The following is a 25,841-nucleotide window of genomic DNA, read 5'->3' as shown; positions in this document are numbered from 1 at the left end:
CTGCTCCGGTCGCCCCTCCTGCGTTGAACGCCTGACCCCAGCGAACAAGCCTTCATGTCAACCTCGCACGCGAGTCACATTGTAGCTTCCCCGACGGCGCCCGCCGCGGCGCCGCAGAGCATGCCCGAGGCGGAGCGGCAGGAGGTGCTGGCGCAGTGGGGCCGTGGAGCGGCGGCGGCGCCGGTCGAGGACCGGTGCATCCACCAGCTGTTCGAGGCGCAGGCGGAGCGGGCGCCGGAGGCGGTGGCGGTGGTGGCGGGCGACCGGCGGGTGACGTACCGAGAGCTGGACGGCCGGGCCGAGCAGCTGGCGGGCCGGCTGCGCGCGATGGGCGTTGGGCCCGGCGTGGTGGTGGGGGTGTGCATGGAGCGCTCGGCCGAGATGGTGGTCGGGCTGCTCGGGGTGCTGAAGGCGGGCGGGGCGTACCTGCCGCTGGACCCCGTGTACCCGCGCGACCGGCTCGCGTTCATGGTGCAGGACGCGGGCGCGGGGCTTGTGCTGTCGCAGGCGCGGCTCTCGGAGCGGCTGCCGCCGAGCGGCGCTCGGCGGCTGTGGCTCGACGGCGACGGGCGGCTCATGGCGAACGAGGGCGAGGGCGAGGGCGGGCGCGCGGCGACCCCGCAGGACCTGAGCTACGTCATCTACACCTCGGGCTCGACCGGGCAGCCCAAGGGCGTGGCGGTCACGCACGGCAACCTGGTGCACTCGACCAGCGCGCGGCTGCAGGTCTATGCGGAGCCGGTGGGGAGGCTGCTGCTGGTCTCGTCGCTGGCGTTCGACATCTCGACGGCGCAGATCTTCTGGGCGCTGTGCTCGGGCGGCACGCTGGTGATGGCGCCCGAGTCGCAGAGCACCGACCCCGAAGGGGTGACGGGGCTGATCGCGTCGGAGCGCATCACGCACCTTCTATGCGTGCCGTCGCTGTACGCCTTCGCGCTGGAGCAGCCAGGGGCGCGCGAGGCGCTGTCGTCGTTGACGACGGTGGTGCTGGGCGGCGAGAGCATCGCGCCCAGCCTGGTGGCGGCGCACCAGCAGCGGGCGCCAGCTGCGGCGCTGTACAATGAGTACGGCCCGACCGAGGCGACGGTGTGGAGCACCGTGCACCGCATCGCGGCGGGCGCGGCGGCGGGGCGCAGCGTGCCCATCGGGCGGCCGATCCCGGGCGCCGAGCTGTACATCCTGGACGAGCGAATGCAGCCGGTGCCCGCGGGCGCGGCCGGTGAGCTGCACATCGGCGGGGCGGGGCTCGCCCGCGGCTACGTCAACCGGCCCGAGCTGAGCGCGCAGAGGTTCGTGCCGAACCCGTTCTCCAGCGAGCCCGCCGCACGGCTGTACAAGACCGGCGACCTCGGCCGCTTTCTGCCGGACGGCACCATCGAGTTTCTCGGGCGCATCGACCACCAGGTCAAGATCCGCGGCTACCGGGTCGAGCTCGGCGAGATCGAGTCGGTGCTCAGCGCGCACCCCGCGGTGGGCGCCTGCGCGGTGCTCGCCCGCGAGCACGCCCCCGGCGACAAGCGCCTCGTCGCCTACGTCGTCCGGACCAAGAGCCCGGTCGCTCTCGAGGCGATCCGCACGCAGGAGGGCGATCATGTCTCGGCCTGGCGCGCGAGCTCCGATCAAGCTTACCTCCACGGCCAAGATCGGGCGGACCCGATGTTCCGCATCACCGGCTGGAACAGCAGCTACACGCAGCGGCCGATCCCCGAAAGCCAGATGCGCGAGTGGCGCGATCGCACGCTCGAGCGCATCGTCGCGCTCCGGCCGTCCCGCGTCTGGGAGATCGGCTGCGGCTCCGGTCTGCTCCTGCTTCCGCTGGCCCCGCGCTGCACGGAGTATCTCGGCACCGATCTCTCCGCGGCGGCGGTGGACGACCTGCGGGCGGTCGTGGCGTCGCTCGGGCTCGGACACGTCCGCCTGGAGCAGAGGGAGGCCGCGGCGTTCAGCGGCATCCCCGCGGGCCACTTCGACCTCGTGATCCTCAACTCGGTCGTGCAGTGCTTCCCGAGCGCCAGCTACCTTCGCGAGGTGCTCGAGGGAGCGGCGCGCGTCGTGAGGCCCGGGGGCGCGATCTTCCTGGGAGACATTCGCAACCAGGACCTCCTGGGAGCGTTTCATGTCTCGGTGCAGCGCCACCGTCATGGAGGAGAGCTCTCGGAGGCGGCCTTGCGTGAGGCGCGGCGGGCGATCGCGGAGGAGGAGGAGCTCCTCGTCGCGCCCGTCGCCCTGCGCTGGCTCTGCGCCCAGATAGAAGGGCTGAGCCACGCGGAGGTCTACCTCAAGCGCGGCCAGGGCGATAACGAGATGAACCGGTACCGCTACGACGCGGTGCTGTACGTGGGCGAGGCGCCGCCTCCTGCGCAGATCGAGGCGCGCAAGACGTGGAGCGCGGCGCGCGACAGCGTGGAGGGCCTCGAGCGGTGGCTCCTGGACAACCGCCCTGCCAGCGCGGAGCTGCTCGGGGTACCCAACGCGCGGGTGTACAGGGACGCGGTGGAGAGCCGGCGCCTGGCGGGCCTCGAGGACCCGTCCCCGGAGGCAGCGGCCCTGCAGGCCGCCATCGACCCGGAGTCGCTGTGGAGCCTCGGCGAGCGGCTGGGTTACCGGGTCCGCATCCGGTGGTCCGAGCAGCGAGGCCCAGGATGCATGGACGCGCTCTGGGAGCGGGACGACGGCGGGCCGCGGCCAGGGCTGTGGCCGAGCCGCGCCGAGCTCTCCGGCCTGCGCATCGGCGACCACGTGAGCAACCCGCTGCGGGGCGCGCAGGAGCGGGAGACGGCGGCCGCGCTCAGGAGCTTCCTTCAACAGAAGGTGCCCGAGTACATGGTTCCTTCGGCCATCGTCCTCCTGGACGCGCTGCCCCTGACCCCCAACGGCAAGGTCGATCGCAAGGCGCTGCCGGCGCCAGCGCAGCAGCGCCCGCTGGACGGCTACGCGGCGCCGCGCTCGCCGCTGGAGCGGGCCGTGGCGGAGATCTTCGCGCAGGTGCTGCTCGTCGACCGCGTGGGCCTCCACGACGACTTCTTCGCGCTGGGGGGCCATTCGCTGCTGGCGACCCAGGTGATCTCGCGCCTGCGCGGCGCGCTGGGCGTCGATCTGCCGCTGCGCGCCTTGTTCGAGGCGCCGTCGGTCGAGGCGCTCGGCCAGGTGATCGCCAGCCTGCAGGGGGCGCCGCCCGCGCACGAGGCGGACCCGATCGTGCGCGTCTCCCGGGACGCCCCGCTGCCGCTGTCGTTCGGGCAGCAGCGGCTGTGGTTCCTGGACCAGCTCGATCCGGGGCGCTCCGTGTACAACGTGCCCGCGGCCCTGCGCCTGCGCGGGAGGCTCGACCGCGGGGCGCTCGCGCGGGCGCTCGGGGAGATCGTGCGCCGCCACGAGGCGCTGCGCACGACGTTCGAGATCCGGGGCAAGGAGCCCGTGCAGGTGGTGCAGCCAGCCCCGGACGCATGGCCGCTGCCGCTCGTCGAGGTCAAGGGAGAGACGGAAGACGCGCTGGAGTCGGAGGTGCGCCGGCTGGTGCAGGCCGAGACCGCGAAGCCCTTCTGCCTACAAACGGGGCCGCTCTTCCGCACCTCGGTGCTGCGCATCCACGAGGAGCACCATGTCCTGCTGCTGACGATGCACCACATGGTGTCGGACGGCTGGTCCATGGGCGTTCTGTACCGGGAGCTCGAGGCGCTGTACGCGGCGTTCCGCGCGCAGCGGGGCTGCCCGTTGCCGGAGCTCCGGGTGCAGTTCGCGGACGTGGCGGCCTGGCAGCGGGGGTATCTCCAGGGCGAGCGCCTGGAGCAGCACCTTTCGTACTGGCGGGAGCAGCTCCTGGGCTGTCCGGCTCTGGAGCTGCCCAAGGACCATCCCAGGCCTCCTGTCATGAGCCACCGCGGCGGCTGCAGCCGCTGGTCGCTGGAGCCACGGCTCGCCGCCGCGCTCAAGCAGCTGGCGCAGGAGCAGGGAGCGACGCTGTTCATGGTCCTGCTGGGGGCCTTTCAGGTGCTGCTCGGCCGCTACAGCGGGCAGGACGACTTCTGCATCGGCCTGTCGATCGCCAACCGGACGCGGGAGGAGATGGAGCCGCTGATCGGCTTCTTCACCAACACGCTGGCGCTCCGGGCGCGGCTCGGACAGGACCCCACGTTCCTGGAGCTCCTGGAGCGCGTGCGGCGTGGCTGCCTGGAGGCCTACACGCACCAGGACGTGCCGTTCGAGCGGCTTGTGGACGAGCTCGGGGTGGAGCGGGACCTGAGCCGCAATCCGCTGTTCCAGGTGATGTTCATGCTGGAGAACACCCCCAGAGCGCCGCTTCACCTCCCGGGCCTCGAGGCGTCGATCGTGGATGTCTTCAACGAGACGGCGAAGTTCGACCTGGGGCTGCTGGTCCAGGAGCAGGCGGATGGGAGCCTCCTATCGGTGGTGGAGTACGCCAGAGATCTGTTCGAGGGCGAGACCGTGGAGCGGCTGTGGGGCCACTACACGAGGCTGCTGGCAGGGATCGTCGAGCGCCCGCACGGGCGCATCGGCGAGCTGCCGCTCCTGACCGAGGCGGAGCGGCAGGAGGTGCTGGTGCAGTGGGGCCAGTGGGGCCGTGGAGCGGCGGCGCCGCCGGTCGAGGACCGGTGCATCCACCAGCTGTTCGAGGCGCAGGCGGAGCGGGCGCCGGAGGCTGTGGCGGTGGTGGCGGGCGACCGGGAGGTGACGTACGGAGAGCTGGACGGCCGGGCCGAGCAGCTTGCTGGCCGGCTGCGCGCGATGGGCGTTGGGCCCGGCGTGGTGGTGGGGGTGTGCATGGAGCGCTCGGCCGAGATGGTGGTCGGGCTGCTCGGGGTGCTGAAGGCGGGCGGGGCGTACCTGCCGCTGGACCCCGTGTACCCGCGCGACCGGCTCGCGTTCATGGTGCAGGACGCGGGCGCGGGGCTTGTGCTGTCGCAGGCGCGGCTCTCGGAGCGGCTGCCGCCGAGCGGCGCTCGGCGGCTGTGGCTCGACGGCGACGGGCGGCTCATGGCGAACGAGGGCGAGGGCGAGGGCGGGCGCGCGGCGACCCCGCAGGACCTGAGCTACGTCATCTACACCTCGGGCTCGACCGGGCAGCCCAAGGGCGTGGCGGTCACGCACGGCAACCTGGTGCACTCGACCAGCGCGCGGCTGCAGGTCTATGCGGAGCCGGTGGGGAGGCTGCTGCTGGTCTCGTCGCTGGCGTTCGACATCTCGACGGCGCAGATCTTCTGGGCGCTGTGCTCGGGCGGCACGCTGGTGATGGCGCCCGAGTCGCAGAGCACCGACCCCGAAGGGGTGACGGGGCTGATCGCGTCGGAGCGCATCACGCACCTTCTATGCGTGCCGTCGCTGTACGCCTTCGCGCTGGAGCAGCCAGGGGCGCGCGAGGCGCTGTCGTCGTTGACGACGGTGGTGCTGGGCGGCGAGAGCATCGCGCCCAGCCTGGTGGCGGCGCACCAGCAGCGGGCGCCAGCTGCGGCGCTGTACAATGAGTACGGCCCGACCGAGGCGACGGTGTGGAGCACCGTGCACCGCATCGCGGCGGGCGCGGCGGCGGGGCGCAGCGTGCCCATCGGGCGGCCGATCCCGGGCGCCGAGCTGTACATCCTGGACGAGCGAATGCAGCCGGTGCCCGCGGGCGCGGTCGGTGAGCTGCACATCGGCGGGGCGGGGCTCGCCCGCGGCTACGTCAACCGGCCCGAGCTGAGCGCGCAGAGGTTCGTGCCGAACCCGTTCTCCAGCGAGCCCGCCGCACGGCTGTACAAGACCGGCGACCTCGGCCGCTTTCTGCCGGACGGCACCATCGAGTTCCTCGGGCGCATCGACCACCAGGTCAAGATCCGCGGCTACCGGGTCGAGCTCGGCGAGATCGAGTCGGTGCTCAGCGCGCACCCCGCGGTGGGCGCCTGCGCGGTGCTCGCCCGCGAGCACGCCCCCGGCGACAAGCGCCTCGTCGCTTACGTCGTCCCTGCGGACATCGCCTGCGCGGCGAGCGCGCTGCGGGATCACCTCCGCGCGACGGTGCCCGAGTACATGATCCCCGCCGCCTTCGTGTGGCTCGACGCCCTGCCGCTCACGCCGAGCGGGAAGATCGATCGCAGCGCCTTGCCCGCGCCGGACGGCGCGGTCGAGGCCGCGGGCACCTCGTATCAGCCGCCTCGGACCGAGCTGGAGCGCGCGCTCGCGGACGTATGGGCGCAGGTGCTGCGGATCGCCAAGGTCGGGATCCACGACAACTTCTTCTTGCTCGGGGGCGACTCCATCCTGGCCCTCCAGGCGGTCGGACGGTCCAAGCGCGCAGGGCTCCACTTCACGGTGCGCGAGCTGTTCCAGCGCCAGACGGTGGCAGAGCTCGCTCAGGTGACGCGCCGCTCGAGCGCCGTCGAGGCGGAGCAAGGGCAGGTCATGGGGGATGTGCCCTTGACGCCCATCCAGCGCTGGTTCCTCGACGCCGAATCGGCGGATCCCGACCACTTCAACCAGGCGATGATGTGGACGGCTGCGGCGTCGCTGTCGCCGGAGATCGTCGCGCAGGCGCTCGAGGTGGTCCTCCGGCAGCACGACGCGCTGCGGCTGCGCTTCCGGCGGGGGGAGACCGGATGGTCGCAGCGGCATGCGCCGGAGGGGGAGCTCCCGCTCACGAGGGTAGACCTGTCGTCGGTCGGGGCGCACGAGCGCGCGGCGCGCGTGGACGCAGCCGCCAGCGCGCTCCACGCGGGGCTGTCGCTCGAGGCCGGGCCGCTGGCGCGCGCGGCGTGGCTGGATCTGGGCGCGGATGGCGCGCGGCTCCTCTTGGTCATTCACCACCTCGTGGTCGATGGCGTCTCATGGCGCGTGCTGCACGAGGATCTCGAGGAGGCGTGCCGCCAGGTGCTCTCGGGAGAGCCGCCGCAGCTCGGCGCCAAGACGACGTCGTTCCGGCAGTGGTCCGAGCGCCTCGGCGGCTGGGTGGCCGGCGGTGGGCTCTCCGATCAGCTGGCTTACTGGCAGGCGCAGTGCCGCCGTCCCGTGACCGAGCTGCCGGTCGATCGCGAGGCCCCGATCGGCACGCTCGGCGAGAGCCGGACCGTCGACGTGCAGCTCTCGGCGTCAGAGACGACGGCGCTGCTGCGCGACGTCGCCGCGACGTACCGCGCCGAGATCAACGACGTGCTGCTCTCGGCGCTGGCCGAGGCGCTGAGCGCGTGGTGCGGGGTCGATACCGTCTGCGTGGAGCTCGAGGGGCACGGCCGCGAGCAGCTCGTCGACGACCTCGACGTCTCCCGCACGGTCGGCTGGTTCACCTCGCTCTTTCCGGTCTGGTTGCAGGTGCCGGCGGAGGGCGGGACGGCCGCGCTGCTCCAGTCGATCAAGGAGGCGCTGCGGGCCGTGCCGTTGCGCGGGGCGGGCTACGGGTGGCTCCGGCACGTGCAGCCCGACGCGTCCGCGCGGGCGTCGCTCGCCGTGCAGGCGCCGGTGGTGTTCAACTACCTCGGGCAGCTCGACATGGCAGCAGAGGGGCGAGCCCTGCTCTCGCCGGCGCCCGAGCCCGCCGGCTGCGCGCTGAGCCCGCGGGGCAGGCTCCGCCATGTCCTCTCCATCAACGGCGGCGTCTCGCAAGGGCGCCTGAAGCTCGGCCTGACCTACAGCCCCGCGGTCCATGACGCGCCGACGATCGAGCGGCTCGCCGAGCAGCTCCTCTCCTCGTTGCGGCGGCTGATCGCGCATTGTCCCTCCGACGTCCACAGTAAGGCGGCGTCTCCGGAGCGAGCGATCGTGCAGGAACAACGCCCGCCGCGCTCGTGCATGGTCCCGCTCGTCAACGGATCGCAGCCAGGCGCGATCGTGCTCTTTCCTGCGGTGGGAGGATATCTCTCTGCACATATGATCCGCCTGGCTCACGGCATGGGCGGGCGGCGCCCCGTCCTGGGCGTGACCACGCCTCCTCACGCCCGGGCTGGAGCCATGCCCAGGACCCTGGAGGCGCTGTGCAGGCGCTACGGTGAAGAGATCCTGGCCCAGGTCCCCGATGGACCGTTCTCCCTGGTCGGTTACTGCTATGGCGGGTTCTCGGCCCTGGAGGTGGCGATCTACCTGCAGGGCGCTGGACGCGACGTCGAGCAGGTGATCTTGCTGGAAGCCCCCGCTCCCTGGCTGGTGGAGCGCTCGCCGGGGCCCTTCGACCGGATGGCAGCGCTGCGCCGGATCGCCGGCCTCTGGGGGATCCAGGTGGACCCTGCGAAGCTCGTGGGGCTGTCCGAGGAGCAAGCGATCCGGCAGGTGGTCACGACCAACGCCGCGTCGGACCTCGCGAGCGCCGATGCGGAGTCGACCCTGCGCGCCATCATCGATAGCCAGGATGGGCACCTGACGATGCTCGACTGCTGGACGCCGCGGATGCCGGAGGCGCCCGTGCATCTGCTGCGCGCGGCGGAGCCGCCCGAGGAGATGCCCTCGGATTACGGGTGGGGAGCCTACACCGCGCTCGCGGGCGTGCACACCGTCCCCGGTGATCACTTCGCCATCGTCCGGCCTCCGCACATCGAGAACACGACGCGCCTCCTCACACAGCTGCTCAGCCCCGCTGCGGGGGCGCGGCCGCGAGCCGCAGCGGCGGGCGCTCGGCTCGACTCCGGCAACGCTCGTTCATGAGCGCTGGGTGACTCTGCCCGCCTCCGCTGCGGGACGTGATCTGCCCGCATCCCGTCGATTCGCCCGGCTCTCGCCTGGCGGCGCGCCGCTGGGGCCGCGCCGGACACCGCGGCGCTGACGTCGATCCGCGCCGCGCCGGCGGCCGCGCCTGCGGGCCGCGGAGCTCTGCCCCGCGCCGCGACGCCGCGCTCCGCACCGCCTTTATCGGCATCCGAGCGCGAACTTTGATGGATCCTGCCAATTACCGTCGGGGCGCGATGTGTAAAACGATCCTCGTCGAGCCCGCCGTGACGAACGGCGTGTTCGAACCAGGGCCCTGCGGGTAAGCGCAGCTGGCCAGGGCACGGAAGCAGTCTCTCTCGACGTCCGGCGACGATCCGAGCCGCAGACCCGTCACCCGCGCACACAGGTCCTCCAGCGGCACGAGCGCCGCGGGGCCGGTGTGCCCGAGGCGCGAGGCGCGCCCGAGCTCCACCTGCTCGCTCGAGATTGCTTGCCGGGCGTCGATAGCCATCACGGATAGCGAGGCAGGAGAACACGACACATGGCAGACACCACGAAAGCATATCGCCCGATCGGCGACGCGACGCTGACGTTCGACGGCAAGACGCAGCACCGGGCGATCGCCAACTCCGACGAGGTCAACTTCGGGCAGGCTCAGGACTTCACCGTCGCCGTCTGGGTGTATCCCGCGCCGGAGCAGCCGAACCAGCAGGCCAATGAAGCGGACATCGTCGAGAAGTGGTCGGGTACGGGGGGCTACCCCTTCGTGATCCGCTATTTCACGGGGGGGGCCAATCGCGGCAAGATCTTCGCTGCGCGCTACGACGGGAAAAACAACCCGGGCGTCCGGTCGACGACCGTGCTCGGCGACGGCAGGTTCCACCACGTCGCCTTGGTCCGCCGGACCAAGGACGGGAAGGGCGTGCTCGAGCTCTACGTCGACGGCACCCTCGAGGACAGCGCCCCCGACACGACCACCGGGAAGACCAAGAACGACTCCTCGCTCTACCTGGGGTGCCGGGGGGTGGCAGGAGGAGCCGGGATGCTGTACTTCGCCGGGAAGATCAGGGATCTTGAGATCTACAGCGCGGCGCTGTCGCGGGCCGAGATCGTCGGCCTCGCGAGCGCGACGGGCACGCCGAACATCCTGCTGATCGTCGCCGACGATCTCGGCGCCGACGCGGTCCGCATCGACCACGAGACCGGCAAGGTCACCGTCCAGATCGTCGGGCCGGACGGCAAGACAGCGGGGCCCAAGCGGCTCGAGAACCTGGAGAAGCTGCTCAAGCACGGGCTGCATTTTTCCCGCGCGTGGGCGCAGCCCGTGTGCTCGGCGACCCGCGGCAGCCTCTTCACAGGGCTGCAGCCCTGGAGGACCGGGGTGGGCTACCCGAATCCGGGCGGCAAGAACACCCTCGACGAGAAACCCAAGTCCGGCGCCGATGTCCGCAGCCTGGCGCAGGTCCTGAAGCAAGCGAGCTACCGCTGCGGGATGTTCGGCAAGTGGCACCTCGGGCAGCTGGCCCCGGGCGAGGAGAGACCCGAGGCGAAGCCTGCGGAGAAGTACAGCCCCAAGAAGACCCCGTGGGACTGGGGCTGGGAGCGGTTCGCGGGGATCCTCGAGGGGGGCTTCCGCGTCGTCGGCCCCAGGTATGGATACTCGCAGGGGCGCATGCAGCTCAGCGATCTCACGACGAAAGCGCCCCCCCAAGACAGGGCCACGGTGGAACCCGATGTCGATAAGACCAAGTTCGCGAACAAGCGCAAGGACGTGGGGGCGGCGACCAGGGCGTACCTCGAGAAGGTCAACCCCGGTTTCGTGGAGAAGCAGCCCGACGTCCAGTACTACATCTGGGAGAAGTGCTACGAGGACGACCCCTCGGGCAAGCTGCGCTACGATCGTCCCGCCACCGAGCGCACCCACATGTACGCGACGCTGGACCAGGTCGAGTCGGCGAAGAACTGGCTCAAGCAGGTGCTCGGCTCGCCCTGGTGCGCCGCGCTGACGCTCACGATACCCCATGATCCCTTCCATGTCCCGCCGAAGGAGTCCTACTCCATCGAGTTCGCCAACCCCGAGGCGCCGACCACCCAGGAGATGTTCGTGGCCATGGTCGAGTCGATGGATTTCTACATCGGCAGGTTCCTGAACTCGACGGAGCCGGAGATCCGGGAGCAGCTCAAGAACACCGTGATCGTGTTCGTCGGGGACAACGGCACGCAGGACATCGATCCGGATCGGGGCGAAGCGCTGCTCGACGCGGACGCCGAGGACAAGGCCACACCGCACATCGGGGCCGTGCACGTGCCGATGATGATCGTCGATGGAGGGTCGATGTTCGCGGGCAAGCCGTGCTACCTCAGCAGCGCCGCGATCGGCGGCTCCACGAGCGATCTCGTCCACGTCATCGACCTCTTCAAGACCTGCGCCGCCATCGCCGGGACGAGCGCCCCCGAGGGGCTCGACTCGATCAGCCTGAAGCATTACCTGAAGGGCGGAAGCGGCGATAAGCGAGAGTTCAACTTCAGTCAGCAGTTCGGCTACCACAAGTATGGACCGGGGGGGCAGAGGACGACCGACAAGTTCGCGCTCGTCAGCGACGGCAAACACATGCTCAGCTGCGCCCGGTCGAAGTTCGTCGACGCAGACGAGCCCAAGGACGAGTATGAGTACGCGCTCTACGAGCTCGTGCCGCACCAGAGCATCGTCGGCGCCCTCAGAGAGAAGGAGATCAAGCACTTCGCCGACGATCCGGCCTCCCGCGCGGTGGCCAAGAAGCTCTTCGAGGAGATGAAGAAGCACCGCCTGGATGGCGGGAGAAAAAAGGCGGACGTCGCCTTGGACCCGGGCCCCGTGCGAGACCCGCTGCCGTTCCCGCCGCTGAAGCTGGAATCTAGCTGGGAGTCGCTCGGCGGCGACCTGAACTCGACGCCCGCCGTCTCCTCGTGGGCGTCCGGCCGGCTCGACGTCTTCGTGCGTGGCAAGGACAACACGCTCTTTCACAAGTGCTTCGATGATGCCTGGAGCACCTGGGAGTCGCTCGGCGGCGCCTTGACGTCCGGCCCCGCGGCCGTGTCCTGGGGTAACCGCCGCATCGATGTCTTCGCGCGCGGCCAGGACAACGAGCTCTTGCACAAGTATTTCGATGGGACCTGGCAACCCTGGGAGTCGCTCGGTGGTGCTTTGACCTCGAAGCCCGCCGTGTGCTCATGGGCATCCGGCCGGCTCGACGTCTTCGCGCGCGGCCAGGACAACGAGCTCTTGCACAAGTACTTCAATGGAACGTGGAGCGGCTGGGAGTCGCTCGGCGGCGTCTTGTCGTCCGCGCCTGCGGCCGTGTCCTGGGGTGAGCGCCGTATCGATGTCGTCGCGCATGGCCAGAACGGCGCGCTCTTGCACAAGTACTTCAATGGGGCGTGGAGCGACTGGGAGTCGCTCGGCCTCGTCCCGTCGACCGGGGAGCCCGCCGTAGCCTCGTGGGCAGCCCGCCGGCTCGATGTCTTCGCGCGTGGCAAGGACGACACGCTCATGTACAGATACTTCGATGGAACCTGGAGCGGCTGGGAGTCGCTCGGCGGGGGCATGACGTCCGGCCCTGGGGCCGTGTCCTGGGGCGACCGCCGCATCGATGTCTTCGCCCGTGGCCCGGAGGGCGCGCTCTTGCACAAATGGTACAAAGGGTCGTGGCTGCCCTGACCGGCCGGGCGCGGCCAGGACGGTGATTAAAACGTCACCTTCGCGGTCAACCGGAAGGAGCGCGGCGGCTGGTACGCGACAGGCTTGCCGAAGTTCGGGTTCCTGCCGTTCGGGCCGAGCGGTCGCCCGTCGGCGGTGCGAAGGCTGGCGAGATCCTTCGGGGAGCCTCCGATCAGCGGCACGACGGTCGCCTGCGTGTACCGCTCGTCCGTGGCGGTCACCGCCTGGAAGTTGAACACGTTGAACGCGTCGACCGACACGAGGAGCGCGCTCTCCCTGGCCAGCTTCACGCCCACCGCGACGTGGGCGTCGACGTCGTGCACCCAGGGGAGCCGCTCGCCGCTCCCTCGCGGCAGGATGTAGATGCTGTCGAGCCCGTAGAACGGATGAGCTCCGAAATAAGACGTCGGCCCGCCCGAGCGGGCGCGGTAGGACGCGCCCAGGTTGAGGACCAGGCCGTTCGCGAACAGGATATCCTTAGCGCCGAAGAGCTTGATCTGGTGGGTGCGATCGCCCGGCAGCGGCCCTTGCAGGTTGGGCACGAGGGAGACCAGATCGAAATCCGGGTTGACGTTTGGATCGAGCTGCCCCGTCTCCGGCTTGAAGAGGCCGGCCCAGTTGCCGCGCAGGTAGGAGATCGTGTAGCTCCCCTGCGCGAGCCAGGTGTCGGCGAACATCTTCTGCGCGTAGAGGGTGACCGCGTCGTAGTCACGGACGGCCTTCGGGATGTCCTTGGCGACGCCGGAGCCGGGATTGCCGACGAAGAACGTCCTCGCCTCATCGCGGCTCATGTCCTCGATCACCTGGTTCTGGTAGCGCTTCGTGTACTGGGCCCCGAGCACGAGCCTGGGCAGGATCTCGTACTCGCCGCCGACGACGATCTCGTCCGAAGACTGCGGCTCGAGGTCGGGATCCACCATCGCCTTCTCGCTGACGGTCGGGGTCCACGTCGCGTTGGGATTGTAGGGCGCGCCGCCCGCGGGGCGGCGCCCCTCCGGGCCGCACGGCCTCGGGGCGAGGGGGTCCGTGAAATCGCACGCGGCCTTAGGGTAGCGCGACTGGAGCCGTCGCTCGCCCGGGATCCTGCGATCGACGGCGTCGAGCGGGACGCTCTCGTAGAAGCGGGCGTAATTGGCGAAGAGCTTGGCCCGGCCAGCCTGCGTGGGGTCGTAGATGACGCCCACGCGCGGCGACCACTGGTTCGGGAGGCTCAGGGCCATCTGTCCGTCATCTCCGTAGAGGAGCTGCGCGTCATAGCGCAGGCCCGCGTTCAGGGTGACGCGGTCCATGATGCTCCAGCTGTCCTGCACGAACGCGCCGGCGTTGAGCGACGTCGACGTCGCGCTGAACGCAGGGAGGATCACCGCGTCGTCCGGGCCGCGCAGGAAGCCGAACCGGAAATCGGTGAGCAGCCTCCCGTTCCCGGTCTCGGAGTAACGCGCGGTCCCCGAGAAGCCCCGGCTGTTCTCGTAGCGCAGCACCTCGATATCGACGCCGGCCTTGATCAGGTGCTGGCCGAGCCCAGCGAAGATGCTCGTGAGCACGCTCTTGCCCTGGACGCGATCGAGGCTCGCCTCGTTGAGCAGGCCCGGGCCGCCGCTGTAGTAGACGGGCACAGGGCATCGCGTGGCGGCCGGGCGGCCGCTGGAGCTGCACACCGCCGTGGCCTCGGAGGGCTCGAAGTCGCTGATCGCGTAGGGGCCGGGATCGGTCCGCCGCCACAGCACCGTCGGGATGTCAGACAGGCCCTCTCCGCTCGCGAGCCGCGAGCCGTCGGCGCCCCGGGTCGCGTGCTCCTCGTGGTGCCACCCGAGCGTCGTGTCGAGCAGCAGCGTCTTGTTCTCGAACGCGGACGACCACTTCAGCGCGACGTCGGTGGCGCTCGCGACGTAGTTATGGGCGAGGGCGCTGAAGCTCCCGTTGATGAGCCCGTTGCTCTGGGGCGTGTCGAGCTCCACCCGGCTATCCCTCCCCCGGATCCCGAAGGTGCCATCCCCGCCCGACGTCGTGGGCGTGCCGTAGATCGACAGGGTGATGGTGTTGTCCTGGTCGAGGAGGTACGTCAGCTTGCCGATGTAGCTGATGCTGCGCTGGGTGGCATCGTAGATCTGCTGCGTTCCCGGGATCACGTCGGTCTGCGCCAGGCCGTCCTCGATCACGGGCATCCCGTCTCGCTCGCGAAACATGTTGAGGTTCCGCTCGAGGCGGTAGCGCGTGAACGAGGCCACCACGCCGGTATAGAACCAGAGCTTGTCCCTCAGGAGCGGGCCGCCCACCTCGGCGCCATAGCTCTGGATGGAGGAGAGCGTCGTCGCGGTGCTGATCGTGTTCCCCTCGTGCTTGACCGGCGTGTGCGGCGCCTCGAGGAGGCCGGGCGTGGTGCTGAAGAAGAACGAGCCGTGAAACTCGTTCGATCCGGTCTTCGTGGCGACGTCGAGGTATCCGCCTGTCGCACGGCCGTACTCCGGCATGTAACCGCCGGTGATCACGTTGACCTCTTTCACGAAGTCGAGCGCGAGCGGCGTGCCCAGCACGCCGAAGGCCGGGCTGTTCACCGAGAGGCCGTCGATCACGTACTGGTTCTCGGGCGAGGTGGTCCCGCTGATGGACGCGCCGAACTGATCCGCCTGGACGCCGGGCGCCACCTCGGCCAGCGACTCGAAGGATCGCGTCGCGGCCCCCTTGCCGCTCGTGGGGTTGACGGGCAGACGGCTCACGAAATCCGAGTTGACGTGGGCCCCGGTCGCGCTCGATCCGATATCGACCGTGGGCGCGCCGGCGATGACGACGATCTCCTCCGACTGGATCGCCTCCGGGAGCAGCTCGCTGTCCACACGCAGGGTGGTGGCGATGCGGACCTCGATGCCGGTGCGGCTCAGCGGCCTGTACGCCTCTTTCTCGATCCGGAGCGCGTAGACGCCCGGCGGCAGGTTGGGGATGCGGAACCGGCCGGCGCTGTCGGTGACGACCACCTGCTCCTGCTGGAGGGCAGGGGACGTCGCCGTGACGACCACGTCCTCGGCCGGGCGCTTCGTCGCCGTATCCGTGACCGTGCCGGTGAGGACGCCCTCGCCCGCGGCGAGCGCTGGGGCGGCGACGAGCGTGCCGGCCATGGCGAAGATCTGGGTCTGCCACGCACGTCGCCTTGTCATGTGTTCTCTTTCATCTGCGAGGACTGTTCCGGGTCTCGATGAGGCCCGCGCCGAGGGCGGAACCGTTGTGTGATGGCACACGCCTACCACGCTCCTCGTGCGCCCATCAAGCACTCGTCCAGCGATCCGCGCGCATTCCCCTCGTTTCGTCCTCACCGTAGCCGCCCGACGGGCGTCATCGTGCGCCGCCGCGGTCCCGGCCTCGTCGGCGCGCCGGGCGGCCCGCCGGCAGGCGTGGGTCGACGAGGGGCAGCCATTGCCTTGCGGGGCGCTGCCCGGTCGACATGTTCGGCAGCAAAAAGCTCGGTGGCGAGCCTTGGCTCACTGGCTGGAGCGGCAAACGGGTTGAACCGCTCGAAAGAGCAGAAGCCCAAACCGCCGAGGCGCCAAAGAGGCCAAGAGCTCGTCCTCTTCTTGGCGTTCTTAGCGTCCTTGGCGTCCTTGGCGGTTCATTCCTCGGTCGATAAACGTGAACGGTGCTTTAGCACGTCGGCGATTGTGGATGAAGACAGCGGAGCTTCGTGGCGCGGTACACATACCAACCCACCGTACGCGTCAGGTCGTTGTCGCCCACGCGTATATCGAAGACCACCTCCTTCGAATCGTCGTGCTTCACCTCGATGATGCGCGCCCAGTGCTTGCAAGTGTTGTTGTTGTCGGACGGCTCCCCGGGGCTGCCGGTCTCGCCCGGCGGCTTGATGGATTCGTCTGGAACCTTGCAGATGCCTCCGAAGTCGATCAGGATGTTGCCTGTCTCGGGCATCTCCAGAGCGCCGCCCACGGCGGACGAGTACAGGTTCGTGTTGACCTCGTCCCCTGGCACGAGCGGGTGCTCGTACTCCCAGACCATCCGCACACCACCGTTCTGAACGGCGTACTCTGCCACTCGGCTGTTGTTATCGCGGGCGGGGAGCGGAAGGTCCGGCGCGATGGCCTCGAGGTTGTGGTTGTCCATCATCATCACCGTGCGGGCCTTCGTCATGGTCACCCTGTGCGCGTAGTACGGCCAGAAGCGCGCGGTGGCCCCCGCGGGCGGATCGAGCAGATAGGGCGTTAGCTCCGGCGACCAGTAATTGTGATTGCCGAGCAGCCAGTCCAGCGCGCCCGTGCTGCGGTTGAAGCTCGCGATCGCGCCGAGGTGACGCAGCGAGAGCAAGAAGCTGTCCGTGCGCTCGTCATACCAAAATGTGTTGAAATGGCCCCAGTCGTAGCAGGTCCCCGCGCCGGTCGCCCGATCGACCCCGTCGGCGCCGCAGTCGAGCTCGTTCCCCCCCACGTCAGGACCGTAGACATCCGCCCAGAAAATGTTTCTCAACGACTTGTATCCTACCCGTTTGTGGTCCACGGGAGGGTTCATCACGATATGATCGGCGTCCGCGCCGGTGACCGACCAGCGATGGACGACCTTGCCCGTGTCGGGCTCGAACTCCGCGAGCGTAGGGTTCACGAAATTCGCCGGTGCGAGCGTCTGATCCACGTTCGTCTCCTCGGTCGGATAGTCTTCGACGTGCTGTAGCTCGGTGCTCATCGTCACGAAGGTGCCGCTCGGCATGACGCGCACGTCGTGGTGGAAGGTGTCCACGTCGACCTTGATGGCCTCGGAGGACGGGTCGCCGTAGCTGGGGGCCTTTCGCGACACCCACGTGCGCACCGTCTGTCCGAGCATGTCCACCTCGAGCATCGAGGTGTGATGCTCCGGCGCGGACTGAATGAGCAAGTTGCCGTTGCTCAGACGCAGCACCTCGGTGGCCGCAGGCGCCTCGTAGAACCAGACGACGTCTCCGTTGTTGTCGACGATGGTCACGTATCCCACGGGCATGGTGTCGTTCTCAACGGTCGTCGAGGCCGGCGTGAACAGCACGAACCCCTGCTCGGCTTCCGAGCTCCCTGTGACGATCTTCTCGATGGATGGGAACAGCTCCGGCCGGGAGATTGGCGGGATGGAGCCGCTGCCCGCCTCCGTGCGATTGCCAGCTCGGTCCGTCACGGTCACCGACACGGTGTACGGGGTATCGAACGTCAACCCCAGCACCGGAATATCATGAGAGGTGGCATATGAGTCGATCTTCAGCTCTGTCGGCTTTACCCCGTCGTCGATCGTGATGGTCACCTGCGTCGGCTCGTCGGTCGCCACAGTCAGCTTACGTGCCAGGGGCGCCGGCACGGCGTGGAGCTCTGGGCCTGTGATCACGGCCGGAGGAGTAGTATCCCGACCGACCGGCGCTGGTCCCTCGCTTGTCCCGCAGCCTGCCCAGAGGACAACCGAGCACGCCGCGAGCGAGCACGACAAGAGCCAGCCCTCCCTGGGGGCGCGGAGGGCTAGGTAGGGTGCAGTCTTCCTCATCGCCTCGTGCCTCGCCCTGTACGCGCCCACCTCGAATCCGGGGCTCCTGCCGCGGCTAGAGCGTGATCTTCGTGGCTGGATGCCGCTCCTCCCCGCGCAACCGAGCCGAGCTGATCTCATATCGATCCGATCTGGTCTCATGAGAGCCGCCTCCTGAGGTCCGCGCGGAACGCACCGCACCTTCCACCCTGGAGATGCTGCGAGGCGTCCGTTGGACAGCCGTCCCCAGAGATCGTGGGAAGGCGCTTCTTCGCCTACGAACGCTCTCGGCGGAACGGGCTATGAGCGCATTTCAGGATACCACGAGTAAAAAGACTGTCAAACGACGCAATTCCGATGAAGCTCGTTCGGGCGAGGAGCTCGGCTCTGAGCGCAGCGTGATCCTGCCAGCGCCCGGCGAGGGCACGAGGTAGGACGTCCGCGCGCTCACCTCCGTTATGTCGCGTGCGTATTCTCGCCGCATTTTCTCGTTTTGACCTGTTTTCGGTCGGAGAGATCTCCCCCGGCGCCGCGCCGGGAAGGCGGGCAGATCCCGCCGATCCACGCGGCGCTCGCGGTCGCGCCGTCCGCGCGCGGAGCTCCGCGGCGCAGGTCCATCGTGATCTGCGCCGCATCATCCAGAACCCGCGCGTGGTTTTTGATGGGTTTCGCCAATCAACTTCGGGTCGCGATCGATAAAACAACCCATGCCAGGCCCACCGCAATCGACGGAACACTGCAACCCGAACGCCGCGGACGACCGCTGCTGGGCCGGCCGCTGACGCAGTCAATCCCACGTCCGCGGGCGTTCCGAACACCGGCCGCACCAGGGGGCGGCTTCGAAGGTCCTCGGCGCCACGTCGCCGTCGGGCCGACGCACATCGCGGTGCGACGCTCTATCACCTGAGGTGAACGTGGCGAATCGCGATGTTCGCCATCGAATCGCTTTGCTCTTCTCTGCTCTTCCTCTTTCGCCCCTGTGAGGAGAGCAGCGTGAAGACCCACAGGGCGAGCGGCCGCCCGACTTCGACATGCAGCGCATGCCCCTCGCACGGGCTCAGATGGCTCACGGCCTCCAACCATAGGGACCTCAGCTGATGGCAAAACCGAACATTCTGATCATCCTTGCGGACGACCTCGGTGTCGACGTGCTTCGCGTCAACGCTGGCGCCAAGACCGTGGCTGCCCAAGTCAACGCCAAGAACGGCGTCGCCGGTCCGGTCACGCTGCCGACCCTCAGCCGCCTCCTTGGGGCCGGCGTGCACTTCCAGAACGCCTGGGCGCACCCGGTGTGTACGCCGACGCGGGCGAGCTTGTGGACCGGTCTGCAGCCGTGGAAGACCCGGCTGGGCTTTCCGACCGGCGGCGACGACAACCTCGGGGCTCAGGCGGTCACGGGCCAGAACATCCAGACGCTCGCGCAGTCGATGGTCGGCTACAAGTGCGCGATGTTCGGCAAGTGGGACCTCGGCACCCAAAGGACGCCGGTCGAGTGGGGATGGCATACATTCGCGGGGATCTTCCGCGGCGGAGTGCGACCCGATGGAATCACGCAGTACGGCTTCCCCAGCCAGCCTTCGCGAGTCAACTTCGCGCGGCTCAAGGGCGCCACGGGTAGCACCAAGCCGGACAAGTGTGCCGCCGCCGCTAAGGCGCTCGCGGCCAAGTACGATGCGACGTTCCTGAACAACAACCCCGACCTGCGTAACTACATCTGGGAGAAGGACACGGTCGGGGCCAACGGAAAGGCGAATCCTCCGCTCGGCCCGGCAGATCGTAAACACATCTACATCACCGAGGATCAGGTCGAAGACGCCAAGCGGTGGATCCTCGCGAATCAAGGGCCGTGGTGCGTCGCGCTCAACCTCGTCGCGCCGCACGATCCCTGGCACGTGCCGCCGCCGCACACCTTCAAAGCTACGACGATCAAGGACCCCACCAAGCCCACCATCCAGGAGATGCTGGTCGCGATGGTCGAGTCGATCGACTACTACGTCAACGATCTGCTGACCGCGATCTGGAGCCAACTCGCCAATACCGTCGTGATCTTCGTCTGTGACAACGGCACACAGGACTTCGATCCCGACGATCGGCTCGTCAGCATCGACGACGAGCTCGGCGACGACAAGGCCACGTCGTCGATCGGGGGCGTCCACGTGCCGATGATCGTCGCCGATGGCGGCCTGCTGACGGGCGGGGCGCCCTGCTACGTGAAGACGGCGCCGCGCTCGGTCCGCTCGCCCGTGCACATCATCGACGTCTACAACACCGCCGTCGACATCGCTGGACTGCAGCCGAGCCCGCTCCTGGATTCGATCAGCTTCGTCCCGCACCTCGACGAGAGCGTGCGCAAGCCGACGCGCACGCACAACTTCAGCCAGCTCTACCTCAAGCCCGGCCCTGGCGTCAATGCGCCGCGGATCGGCGCGTCGGTCAGCGACACCGAGAGCCAGTACAAGCTCACCTGCGATTTGCTGGTGAACGCCAGCGGGGTGCCCGTGGATCGGTCTTCGCAACCCACGACGGCGCTGGTGCTCGACTACAAGTTTTCGTGCCTCGTCCCCGATCCGGCCATCCCGGGGTCGTTGAAGGAAAAACAGATCAACGCGCTCGCGCCAAACTCCGACGGGTCGTTCACGGTCACCGATCTGGCGTATCAGGACAAGCTCATCGAGCTCTATACCGTGCTGGCCCGCGAGCGTCCGTACGATGATCCCAGGAGCGGCTTCCCCGTCATCAAGAGGTCGTCGTTCGTGTTTCCTCCGGCGTTGCTCGATACGCCCGTCTTGATCGAGAACGTGGAGAGCAAGCGCTATCTGTTCTCGGACGGATCGGCGCTCTCGCGCGATCGCGGAGCGGAGGGCGGGTGGGGGCCGAGCCCCGACGTCGTTGGCGCCGACGCCAACTATTACAACCGGGCGCTCTGGATCATTCGCAGGTCGGGTGAATGTTATCTGATCGAGAGCCTCGAGACCAAGCGGTACCTGTTCTCCACTGGCCAGCCGTTGACAGGCCCGCGCGGGGCGGAAGGCGGGTGGCTGGCGTCGTCCGGCTTCGAGAGCCCCAAGCTCGTCGGCGCCGACGCCAACTACTACAATATGGCGCTCTGGGTGTTTCAGCCGCAGGGGGACGCGTTCCTGATCGCGAACTATCAGACCAAGCGCTACGCGTTCTCCGACGGGCCGGCGCTCTCTGGCGCTCGCGGGGCGGAAGGCGGGTGGCTGGCGTCGTCCGGCTTCGAGAGCCCCAAGGTCGTCGGCTCGGACGCCAACTACTACAATCGAGCCCTGTGGCTGATCAAGCGGCCCTAAGGACTGTCGAGCAGGCCACCGCGCGTACGGCCATCGCGCGGCCCATGGGGGCCGTCTGGCCGGCGCGCGGTGCCGGCGCCGGTGCCCGCGCCGCCGCGCCGGGCACACATCGGCGGGGAGGAGACCATGGCGAGCTGGACAGCCGTCAAAGACTGCTTCGAGAAGGATCGTCAGCAATCCCTCTACGTGCAGATCGATCCTGCGCGGGTCGTGGGCCGGACGCTCGACCCCACGCCCGCCAAGGCGGGGGTGCACTATTTCCGCCTCTGGCTCGCCGACATGCAGCTGTCGAAGGAAATCGCCTGGATGAGGGAGCAGATCCCCGCCGTTCACAGCGTGATCCAGCTCGATTTCGGCGGGAGGCCTGGGCTCGTGATCCCTGGCATCGCCGACGCGAGCACGCTCCGGGCCGAGGAGGGGGCGACGAACATCGTCAGCCGCAACCGCCTGCTCACGCCCACGTTGCCCTTTCACGGCGGCGCCGTCTCGATGCAGGCTGGCCTCCTCGCTCTCCCCGGGAAGGACTACCTCGGCGGGTTCCTGAAGACCCTGAGCGCCTTCTCCGCGCTGCTCGCCGCGCCGCAGCTCTCTGCGGCCCTGGCGCTCGCCGCGCCGCTCGGGGCGGGCATTCAGGAGCTCCTCTCCGGCGGCGCGGGCGGCCGCCTGCACCTCGGCGTCATCGGGTCCTATGCTGGGAGCGACCTCCGTTCGACCTACATGGCCGCGATCCGGGCCACGGCCGGACAGCTCCGCCCGGACAGCCTGTGGGTCGTGGACGATCAGCTGCACGTGGGCTGCGCGAAGGGCCGCGCCCCGCTCACCGGCTTCGATCACATGCTCCTCCGCCTGGAGCTCCTCACCGAGCGTGACGACTGGGATCAGCTGAGGTCCATCGCCGAGCCGTACGCGGAGATGCTCGATGCGCTGGCCGAGGGGAACAAGGCCAGGGCCGAGTCCTGCCTGCGGCAGGCGATCGTGGTGGCGCTCAAGGCGCCGGAGCTGACGCAGGCGGATCGGCGCCGCATCGCCGAGGCGCTCAAGCAGCGCTATGCCGAGTCGCAGAGCGCGCTGCTGCTGCCGACCTTCAGCGAGGCGGAAGGCTGCGACCTGGGCGCGCTCCTGCGCGCCGCTCCGCCAGCGGAGCAGGTGGCCCGGGAGGGGGCGCTGAGCCTGGAGGAGGCGCTCTCCGGGATCTGAGGCGCGAGGGGCGGGCCGTCGCCCGTGCGCAGGCGCGGCCGGTCACCCGCCGAGCCGCGATCGCCCCCCGGCCCGGTACGCGTCGACCCAGCCCCACAACGTCGCCAGCGAGACGCCCGCGCGCGCCGCGATCGCGCGCGGCGTCTCGTCCCCGCAGAAGAGCGCGTCCACCGCCGCCACCTTCACGGCGAGCGGGACGTCCTCGGCGCCGCTCGGCGGCTCGAGCGGAGGAGCGGCCGCCGGCGAGGGCGCCTCGGCGCGGGGGGAGCGGAGGAGGGCGCCCGAGGCGTCCGGCGCCGGCCCGCGGAGCGCGCTCTGCCGGAGCGGCAGCCGCGCCGCGGGATCGCCGAGCAGCACGTAGCCGCGGAGGTCGTTGCGCAGCATCCAGAGGTGCGCTCGATCGGCGCGATCCGTGGGATCAGGCCTGCCTTCGGCGCGGGCGCTCGCCTCGAGCTGGTAGCTCGCCATCAGGGCGTCGTTCGCCTCGCCGTAGGACTGGAGCAGCGTTCCCAGGGCGACGCCCGCGCGGCTCCCGCGGGCCATCACCTGGAGCGCGGACAGGATGCGCGATTTGCGGCTCTCCGACGGGTTGCCCGCGCTCGAGAAGCTGTAGGTCCACGCGAGGTCCATGTGGCCGATGATGGCGAGTGGGCCCTCCGGATTGGCCAGGGCCGCCTGGGGCATGGCCGCCACGAACGGGCGCCGGCCGGGCGCCGGGAGGCCTTGCAGCACGCGCTCCGCGTTGCCGCCGTAGGCGCCCTCCTTCGCGAGCTGCGAGAGCCAGGCGTGATACGCGCTCGCGCTCGGCGTCCCCGCGCCGAAGCAGGCGAGACAGAACCACAGGCCGCCCGGCAGGAACCGCTGCCCCCGCAGCCGCTCGGCGTCGAGCACCTCGCCGCGGCCGAGGAGGAGCGCCCCCTGCCGTCGCTGCTGCTCCTCCTCCGAGCGGAAGCCGCGGCGGGGCGGCCCGAGACCGTGGCTGACGGACAGCAGCACCGATGGCCGCCCAGAGGCGCCCGCGGCGAGCAGCTCGTCGGCGGTCTCGGCCTCGATTCCACGCACCGCGGCCACGGGGAAGCGCCCCTTGTCCTTGCCTTCCTGGACGGCCGCGAGGCTCGGCGCGACGAGCTTCGTGTCGCCGGCGTGCGTGGCCGTCGAGCCGTCCGGCGCCGCGAAGAAGAGCATGTCCGGCGAGGGCTCGGGCGCGCTGCCTTCCCGCGCGTAACGCACGACCTTCTGCGCGTACGCGGCGTAGCTGTCGAGATCGAGCTCGCCGTCGGCTTCGAAATGGACGCGCCCGACCAGCGCGCCGCTCGCGAGCGTGTGCTGGAGCTCGAGGGAGACATGATGCAGATCGCCGAGCAAGAGCAGGTAGTACGGCCACTCGTCCTCCGGAACGTCGTCTCTCCAGCACTCGCTCTCCCGCCACGCCAGAGCCTCCCGGGCGTCCATGTCCGGCGGCGCGCGGTAGATCGTCACGGGCGCGGCCTGCTCCGCCTCGCGCAGCTGGATCAGCGGCGCGACGGCCTCGAGGAGCCGGTCGCCCTCCCTGCCTCTGGGCGCGACGACGGCCCACCGCTGGAGCGTGAGATCGTTCGGATCCGCGTCCGTCCGCTTCCGGTCGAAGCTGTCTTTCTCCCTGGGCCTGGGCCCGCGCTGGGCAGCCTCCCCCGGGAGCCCCTCCTCGAGGACGGGCCTGCGCTCCTCGGCGTCGGCGAGCAAGAGGTCCAGTCGGTCGTCGTCGTGGGCAGCAGTCATCGCAGCCTCCGTCCGGAGCCAGGCGCCTCGCGCCGCAGGCGGAGCCCTGCGTCCCGCGCGCCCGGCCGGCGAGATCACCTCGTCCCGAGCGCGGCGCGCCCGGCCGCCTTGTAGATGTCCTTGAGCTCACGCAGCTTCGCCGGCTCGACGCCGTGCTCGTTGGCCACCGCGTTGATGGGGCTGCCGGAGAGGACCTTTCCGATGGCTCTCTCCACGTCGTCGATGTCCATGTCGGGCGGCAGCCTCGTCGGCGCCTCTGCCCGCGCCCCCGCGGAGGGCGACGCCGCGGCCTTCGCCGCTGCACCGGACTGGACCTCGGGCGCCCTGGGCTCGGCCTCGCTCGCCGCGTCCTTCTTCAGGCGCCTGCGCGCCGCCGGGAGCCGCACCGCCGGGTCGCCGAGCAAGACGTAGCCCGAGAGGTCCTGCCGGAGCATCCACAGGTGACCGAGCCGCGCCGAGTCCGGCGCGTGCGCGGCGCCCTCTCTCTCCGCCTTGTCGTAGAGGCTGGTGAGCTCGGCGTTCGTGAGGAGCGACGCCTTCAAGAGCTCCCGGAACGAGCTCCCCACCCGGCTCGTCTCCAGCGCCGTGCGGATGACGTCCACGAACTTCGAGGGACGCGACACGGCCTTTCCGGTGTCCCGCTCCTCGAAGCTGTAGGTCCACGCGAGATCGATGTGCCCCATCACGGCGAGCGGCCCGTTCGGGTTGGCCAGCGCCACCTGGGGCAGCCGGGCGATGAACGGCCGCTGGCCGCTCTGCGGGAGCCCCGCGAGCACCGATTGCGCCTGGCCACCGAACTGGCCGCTCTGCTTGAGCCGGTCGAGCCAGTGCCGGTACGCGCTGACGTCCGGCGTCCCGCCGCCGTAGCACGCCAGCATGAACCAGATGCCGCCCGGCAAGAACGGGGCGTCGCCGAGATCGCCGCCGGTCAGCTTGCCCTCGCGCCCGAAGCTCATCGCCCCTTGCCGGTCGCGCTGATCGCCCTCGCTCTTCCACCCGCCGCGCGGCGCGCCGGCGCCGTGGCTGACGGTGAACAGCACCGTGGGCTCCGGGCTCCTCACCGCCTGCAGGAACTCGTCCGGAGAGGGCGCTTCCTGGTCTCCGAGATCGGCCGCATCGATCCTGTATTTCTTGAGCTGCGCGAGCGCCGGCTGGGTCAGCGACCTGTAGCCCATCATCGTGGCGGCGGTGCCGTCGTGCACGGTGTAGAACTTCGCGCTCCCGGCGATCTCGGCGCGCGCCCGCTCCCGGCGAAGCACCTTGTCGACGTACGCCTCGTACTCGCGCTCTCGCTGGAAGCACAGCCGCCCGACGAAGCCGTCGATCGACTGGTATTGCTGGAGGGCGAGCGGCACCTCGTGGAGATCGCCGAGGAGGAGCTGGTAACGGGGCAGATCGCGCGCGAGCTCCACGCTGACGTCGAAGTGCTGCTTGCGCCAGCGGGCCGCCTCCTCCGGCGACATCGCGGGCGGCACGCGGTAGAGCTTCACCTCATGGCCGTCCTGCGCATCTCGCCGGGCGTCGATGAGGGGCTGGATCAGCGCGATGAGCCGGTCCCCCGCGGCGCCTTCGGGCGCGATCACCCCCCAGCGCTGCGCTTCGAGATCGTCCGGATCGCCCGTCTCTTCCCAGAAATGCTCGAGCGTATTGTCCGCCTTGCCCGCCACGTCCTGCTGCGCCGCCGCGTCGCTGGAGAGCCCGTCCTTCAAGACGGGCTCCCTGTCGCCATAGGGCGTCAGGAGCAGCTGAAGATCCTTCATGGTCTGCATGGCTCTGCC

8 protein-coding genes are annotated in these 25,841 nt (G+C 69.6%); 4 read left to right on the top strand and 4 right to left on the bottom strand.

What is annotated here, in order from left to right; all coding sequences use genetic code 11:
- Positions 1-54 precede the first annotated feature (54 nt).
- On the top strand, positions 55-8,622 hold the full coding sequence (locus tag NQZ70_RS29865; RefSeq protein WP_129577260.1) for a non-ribosomal peptide synthetase: 8,568 nt from the start codon (positions 55-57) through the stop codon (positions 8,620-8,622).
- 544 nt (positions 8,623-9,166) lie between these two features.
- Positions 9,167-12,322 (top strand): sulfatase-like hydrolase/transferase, encoded by a 3,156-nt coding sequence (locus NQZ70_RS29860; protein WP_129577258.1) that lies wholly within the window; start codon positions 9,167-9,169, stop codon positions 12,320-12,322.
- 26 nt (positions 12,323-12,348) lie between these two features.
- Here the strand turns inward: NQZ70_RS29860 and NQZ70_RS29855 are convergent, their stop codons facing one another.
- Both NQZ70_RS29855 and NQZ70_RS29850 read right to left on the bottom strand, forming a co-directional pair.
- Positions 12,349-15,474, bottom strand: a complete 3,126-nt coding sequence (locus tag NQZ70_RS29855) for a TonB-dependent receptor domain-containing protein (RefSeq protein WP_129577257.1) — start codon at positions 15,472-15,474, stop codon at positions 12,349-12,351.
- 481 nt (positions 15,475-15,955) lie between these two features.
- Positions 15,956-17,818 (bottom strand): aryl-sulfate sulfotransferase, encoded by a 1,863-nt coding sequence (locus tag NQZ70_RS29850; RefSeq protein ID WP_257792727.1) that lies wholly within the window; start codon positions 17,816-17,818, stop codon positions 15,956-15,958.
- 1,076 nt (positions 17,819-18,894) lie between these two features.
- On the opposite strand from NQZ70_RS29850, the gene NQZ70_RS29845 reads away from it, so the two are divergent.
- Positions 18,895-21,108 (top strand): sulfatase-like hydrolase/transferase, encoded by a 2,214-nt coding sequence (locus tag NQZ70_RS29845; protein WP_129577255.1) that lies wholly within the window; start codon positions 18,895-18,897, stop codon positions 21,106-21,108.
- 126 nt (positions 21,109-21,234) lie between these two features.
- Positions 21,235-22,305: a hypothetical protein gene (locus NQZ70_RS29840; protein WP_129577254.1), complete on the top strand. Its 1,071-nt coding sequence runs from the start codon at positions 21,235-21,237 to the stop codon at positions 22,303-22,305.
- 42 nt (positions 22,306-22,347) lie between these two features.
- Here NQZ70_RS29840 and NQZ70_RS29835 read toward each other — a convergent pair whose 3' ends face one another.
- Both NQZ70_RS29835 and NQZ70_RS29830 read right to left on the bottom strand, forming a co-directional pair.
- Positions 22,348-24,063 carry a hypothetical protein gene (locus NQZ70_RS29835; RefSeq protein ID WP_129577253.1) on the bottom strand — a complete coding sequence of 572 codons (1,716 nt, stop codon included), beginning with the start codon at positions 24,061-24,063 and terminating at the stop codon, positions 22,348-22,350.
- A gap of 74 nt (positions 24,064-24,137) precedes the next feature.
- Positions 24,138-25,832, bottom strand: a complete 1,695-nt coding sequence (locus tag NQZ70_RS29830; RefSeq protein ID WP_129577252.1) for a hypothetical protein — start codon at positions 25,830-25,832, stop codon at positions 24,138-24,140.
- Positions 25,833-25,841: the final 9 nt, after the last annotated feature.

The sequence above is a fragment of the Sorangium sp. So ce836 genome, from assembly GCF_028553905.1.
Lineage (GTDB): Bacteria > Myxococcota_A > Polyangia > Polyangiales > Polyangiaceae > Sorangium > Sorangium cellulosum_D.
This window is presented reverse-complemented; position numbering and strand designations above follow the sequence as displayed.